Source organism: Bartonella sp. CL435QHHD, assembly GCF_042195095.1.
GTDB lineage: Bacteria > Pseudomonadota > Alphaproteobacteria > Rhizobiales > Rhizobiaceae > Bartonella.
This window is the reverse complement of sequence record NZ_JBHINS010000056.1, coordinates 1-5,127: the sequence shown is the minus strand read 5'-3', so window position 1 is coordinate 5,127 and position 5,127 is coordinate 1. Positions and strand designations below refer to the sequence as shown.

At 44.5% G+C, this 5,127-nt stretch carries 4 protein-coding genes and 1 pseudogene; all 5 read right to left on the bottom strand.

Annotated features, from left to right (window positions below; translation table 11 throughout):
- Nucleotides 1–78: 78 nt before the first annotated feature.
- The gene (locus tag ACFILH_RS03435; protein ID WP_375667364.1) at nt 79–459 is read right to left on the bottom strand and encodes a hypothetical protein; all 381 of its coding nucleotides are present in this window, start codon (nt 457–459) and stop codon (nt 79–81) included.
- A gap of 19 nt (nt 460–478) precedes the next feature.
- Nucleotides 479–1,603: a N4-gp56 family major capsid protein gene (locus tag ACFILH_RS03430; protein ID WP_375654812.1), complete on the bottom strand. Its 1,125-nt coding sequence runs from the start codon at nt 1,601–1,603 to the stop codon at nt 479–481.
- A 91-nt stretch (nt 1,604–1,694) separates the two neighbouring features.
- Nucleotides 1,695–2,588, bottom strand: coding sequence for a hypothetical protein (locus ACFILH_RS03425; protein ID WP_273791510.1), 894 nt, complete (start codon nt 2,586–2,588; stop codon nt 1,695–1,697).
- Nucleotides 2,589–2,601: 13 nt separating this feature from the next.
- A complete protein-coding gene (locus ACFILH_RS03420) occupies nt 2,602–4,611 on the bottom strand; it encodes a portal protein (protein WP_375667362.1) in 2,010 nt (669 codons plus the stop codon).
- Nucleotides 4,596–5,127 (bottom strand): annotated as a pseudogene (locus ACFILH_RS03415) (PBSX family phage terminase large subunit); the annotation flags it as partial. The pseudogene ACFILH_RS03415 and the gene ACFILH_RS03420, both read right to left, overlap by 16 nt.

Here is a 5,127-nt window from a genome sequence, read left to right as displayed (position 1 = left end):
GACGATAAACATCTCGCTTTACAGGTATCGGTCCTCCGGTCTTAACCCGAATATAATGACGTGTCATCAAAATACCTCTCAACGATTGGTCACGAATTGCACCACCACAACACACTCTCCAGCCGCGGTTGTTTTATCCCGTGTTGCATAAAGCGTAAGCTCTTGATCATCTGGAACAAACTCTTTTTGGTTGGTTGATGTAAAATCTTGAGTGCTTTGGGTTTTGATGTCCTTTTCACTAAACTCATTACCACCATAGGTGCTACCTATCTTTAATTTCGCATCCGAAAACGCTGTCTTCACAAACGCTTTAATCGAAAGGATCATCGCACCACGCGGTAAAGTCCCGATTTTGCGTGTCAAATGCTTATCTTTATACGAGATATTCAAACGCAAAAAACTGACCTGATGTGTATGAAGATCTCTGCCGTGTAAGTGTCCTGTTACGCCATCTACCATGTCCTATTTCCTTTCCTCATCACTCAACTTCACCGCTGTAGGTGGGGATAACTATCGTTCCAAAATCTTGGGCTCCTTGTGCTCTTCCGGGCATTTGGAAACGCGTTTTCTTCATGCCCATAATTGTATGCACTCCAAAACCGTATTCGCGTTTGTAGTCGAAGGTTTCTTCTTCGATTTTATAGCGGGTCTTACCGTAACTCTTACCAAATGCCATAACGACACTTTGCGCTCCAAGCAAAACAGCACGGCGCACACCTTCAAGACGTGTACTATCCGTGGATTTAACACCATTGGTGACATGCTCTGATTCACGTAAAATCACACCGTTGTACATGCCTAGAGAACCATCAAAGATTGGGTTTTTGGAACGCGAACCGGTATAAGCGGCTTTCTGAATATCAAGCCATTGACCCGTCTCTGTATTGGTGCGCAATTGCGTTACCTGAATGGGATGCAAATACAACACATAAACACTCTCGCCATTCACACGAACCGGTCTAATTTTAGGATTCGCTAGCTTAGCGCACTGAACCGCTTCATCTATCAATTTAAGATTAAAGCTGTGTTTGGCTTTTTCTGTAAGATCTTCATCCTTGGTTTTTGCTTCTGGTCGCACAATGCGCTTATTGCTTGGAGCTAACGGTGCATTAAAGCCCCAAAAAAGAGGATCAAGATCAACCAGTTCTCCCTCAAAACGGAGCCTGTTAGCGGTATAACCGCAAGCATGAACGAAAAACATCAAACTCAAACGGTCCGCATACCAATCTGATAAACTGTTTTTGGCTTCTTCGCGCAAATTAAACAATGTGCGCTGATTATCAATAGTGCCTTCATTGGCAATTCTTGTTCCATGATAAAGTTCATTGATATACAGTTTATCATGAAGGAATTGGAGTGCCTCTTCATTGCCTTCAAGGGTTTCTCCCTCACTCACACCACGTCCTGATAACTGAGCTCGCAGACTAAATGTTACACAATCCCCTTTGCCTTTTTGCGTCTCTGTTTTCACCTGAATAATGCTATTGGAATCCTGCCCCATCAAAGGAGCAATGGGGGTTGCTTTGGAGACCTCCGCATCAAGTATTCTCGCCCATGTTTTTAACGCATGTGGATCATTAATCCCTATATGTGTTGTTGCCATTTATTTCACCTTTCTTTGCTATAAAAAAACCGGCTTAAAGCCGGAACACCAACCCGCACCAAAGGCGGCTTATTCTCTAAAAGTCTTTCACTTAATCTTCATCATCCGCACCACTCAATTTGCGTATAAGCACTCGGTTTTTTGGATTACTGTACCACGCTTGAAACTCTTTATCCGTCATAGCGTCCATCGTTTCCCATGAAAGTGGACCTGTACTTCCCCCTCCACCAGATGCCGTTAAGGTTCTCGCAGAATTCTGACGGCTTTGAAGTTCTGCAACTTGATTATTCGCTTGAACCCCTTGGTTCTGATAGCCAAGATTTTGCGCTATTCTATAAATCTCTTCTGCCGGATTGAGATCTCTTTGTGCACAAGTCGCTACAAGAGCATGCAATTGATCTCTTATAATCGCATCTATTGTGTTTTGTTGTCCATACTCAGGATAAAGTGATGACCAAGAACTCAATTCCTTTGCGCGTGCCTCATAAAGAAAATTTGCCGCGGCATCAAAATCACTGGATTTATTTTGAAACGACTTAACAGAATTATTAAAAAATTCACCAAGACGTATATCATGCTGCTGCCGTTCCTCAGCTTGTCTTAGCGCTTCTTTCTGTTCCCTAATATACGCATCCTGCTCTTGTAGCTTTTTTCCCATCCAACTCATATAGCCAATAATGTCTTGTGTAGGGTCTGGGGGTGCATTTTCACCTTCAACCATTGGCGTCTGGGATTGGGGTTCATAAAACTTTACAAGCGCTTCACGGGCTTGTTTGGCTTGTTGCTCCATACGCTGCTGTTCTATACTAGGAACAATCTCTGAAGGTTTTTCAACGGGCTGTGCAACCGGCTCTGGAGAGGTGACATCATCATTATCAATCGTTTCACCATCATAAGTGCCGGCATCAAAAGAGCTCTCATCATCAAAGACCGGTGCTCCAACTCTGTAATCTTCATTCATAGCTTCATTCATTTCTGCATTCATTCTTTCACCTCTCTTAACTATGCATACCTCTGTGTAATGCTATTCGCTCTCGCATAATCTGATTGTGTGCCTGATCATTGAGAAGCTTCTGCCGTTCAATGTCATGGCGCTGTTGCATCATTTCTGCTTCTAATTCTGCTCTCTTTTGACGCATGAACAATTCAATCTGCTTGCCTTGTAAATCCATCTGTTGCATCTGATTTTTAGCCGCAATATCTTGCTGCTTTTCCTGCAACTTCATTTCCTGCTCGGGGTCCATCTGCTGTTGTTGTGCCATTTGTTGCTGTTGGAACTTCTCACTGACACGATTGAGTAATGACGCCGGCAATGGAGAATAACGAAGTAGATCAAGCATAATATCCGGCGTAATCGCATTTTGAAGCAATGGGAGCAGTTGTGTGATAATACCGAAGGTGCGCTCTTTCTCATTCGGGCTGGTTGGCGCATCATCAACAACAATGTCATACTCGACACTCGTTACTTCTTCACGCGTCAATGGAATATATTGCGCATTCTCCTCACCAGATATCCGTACCAAACGACCATCGGACAAGTAATTCTGTATCAAGTGCAAAATAATCTTACCTTGCCGCTTGCGGTACAAACGTAAACCATCAAACAGACAAGCAAGCAGATTTAAACTGGATTGGCGTCGTTGTGCCTCCAAAATACCCGCTTGTGTCACTTCTCTTGTGCCAATGAATTCGGGCGATAAACCCGTCACCTGATTAATTGCTTCCTTAGCTTCATTAAACAGTTGGAAAAACCCCGTTGGAAATTCTGCTACGGGTTTGGGTTGGATCTTTCCTTGTGCAAGGGCGCCATCTTCAGCAACTAGCAACGCATCAGCCCGCGACCAATCTTGCATAGCCTGCCTGATGTCCTTAAATGCCCCTTCCTCGACAATAAGCCCCCCTTTGGATTGGCTATTAAGGATATACATCACTTGACTGAAATATTTATTCGCCCACCGCTGAGGGTCTTTTGTAGGACGCACAACCCCATAAAATTGCCGTTCTATCTTGTCAAAATACCCCGTTATACACTCCCAACCCAATTGACCCGCTGGAACCATGGGTTGATCGGGGGATTCAAGCAATTTTCTCCCTAAAAAAGCACGTCTTACAACCTTTTTATTGAAAGCTGCCCCTTGGATATCGGGCATCATGCACTGTAGCTGCTTAAATTCTTCCTCGCTATAATCACGAAGTTCTCCAGTGCTTAAATCGGGCGCTTTGTAATACCTCTCGCTTTCAAACCAACGGCATTCAACAAGTGTAACCATCCGACGACCGTTTTCAACATCAATGCTCCCTTCATCACTGTAATAATCAAGATCATTATGGTGAACACCTTCATGAGAGCTACCATCCCTTGCCCAATCTGCACTCAGCTCTGTCCAATGAGATTTGGGAAACATCTGCTTAGCTACTTCTAACGGCTTGCGATCTACATACCACAAACGTTGCGCATCGGTTAAATTCGGTTGCACCGCTGCACTATCCCAAACCATCTTTAACGGGTCTAAACGCGTAATTACCGGTTCACCATCGAGGCTGTTCTCATAATCAAGCCGTGTATCAGTCCACCCCATGCCGCAGATAACCGCATCTTGGAAAGCATCACTATCAGCGTATTCGGCATGCGCCATGTCCCGAAACCATTCTGCCGCACCGGTAAGCAATTCACTAGGCAATGCCTTCCCTACTTGACGGGGAATAAACTGCACTTCGCGCTTGTTATTACGCTCTGACCCCACAACGGCATTGACCAATGGGGCAATACGATTAAAGGTCATAACGGGGCGGCGTTGCTTTTTTAACGCCGATAAATCTTCTTCATTCCATTGATCACCATTGTAAAAACCAAAATCCTCCCGCGCATGTTCACGCCATTTATTCACATGCTCCACATCTTCTTTGTACCAGCTCACAAGCTTGCGAAATAAGCCTTCTGTCGACAAATCTGATGCGTTACTTTCTTTATCTAAATGCTCTTCATCATACATCATTCTGCCATCCATGAGGTACTCTCATATTCCGTTCTGCCGCTATAAGCTGGTCGCTTTTGTATTTCTTTTGGTGGTTTGTATGAAATACACATCAGTCCAAAGGCATCTGCCCCATGACTGGACCAATCGTGCTCTGCTCCCAAGCCAATATTGCGCTTCTCATCCCATTTCTCGTGATACCAGTTCAGTGCCTTACGTCCTGCTACCGTCGTCTTTTCATTAAACCAAACAGAAGGCAAAACACGGCGGACTGTTTCTATACGTATCTTAACAGCTCCTGCTCCCTGATTAGGGATAACTTTTGTTTGAAAGCCTGCCTGTTTAAGAGCGCTCTCAAAACTCACATTGTGCACACGGTCTCTGGTTGCCCCATCATGGGGGAGAACCATCAATGCCTTCTCATAACCATTTTGACGCAACCAACCGATATGCTCCGATAAAGGCTGCCCCTGTGCTTCGTAATAATCAAGCACTCTGATCTCTCTACCAACAAATTGCGCTATCCATATCGCCGTGGCATCTGCCTTA

Excerpts from the sequence above, each read along its gene's own strand:
- ACFILH_RS03425 (WP_273791510.1), bottom strand. The coding sequence starts at position 2,588 with ATGAATGCAGAAATGAATGAAGCTATGAATGAAGATTACAGAGTTGGA.
- ACFILH_RS03435 (WP_375667364.1), bottom strand. The coding sequence starts at position 459 with ATGGTAGATGGCGTAACAGGACACTTACACGGCAGAGATCTTCATACA.
- ACFILH_RS03420 (WP_375667362.1), bottom strand. The coding sequence starts at position 4,611 with ATGGATGGCAGAATGATGTATGATGAAGAGCATTTAGATAAAGAAAGT.
- ACFILH_RS03430 (WP_375654812.1), bottom strand. The coding sequence starts at position 1,603 with ATGGCAACAACACATATAGGGATTAATGATCCACATGCGTTAAAAACA.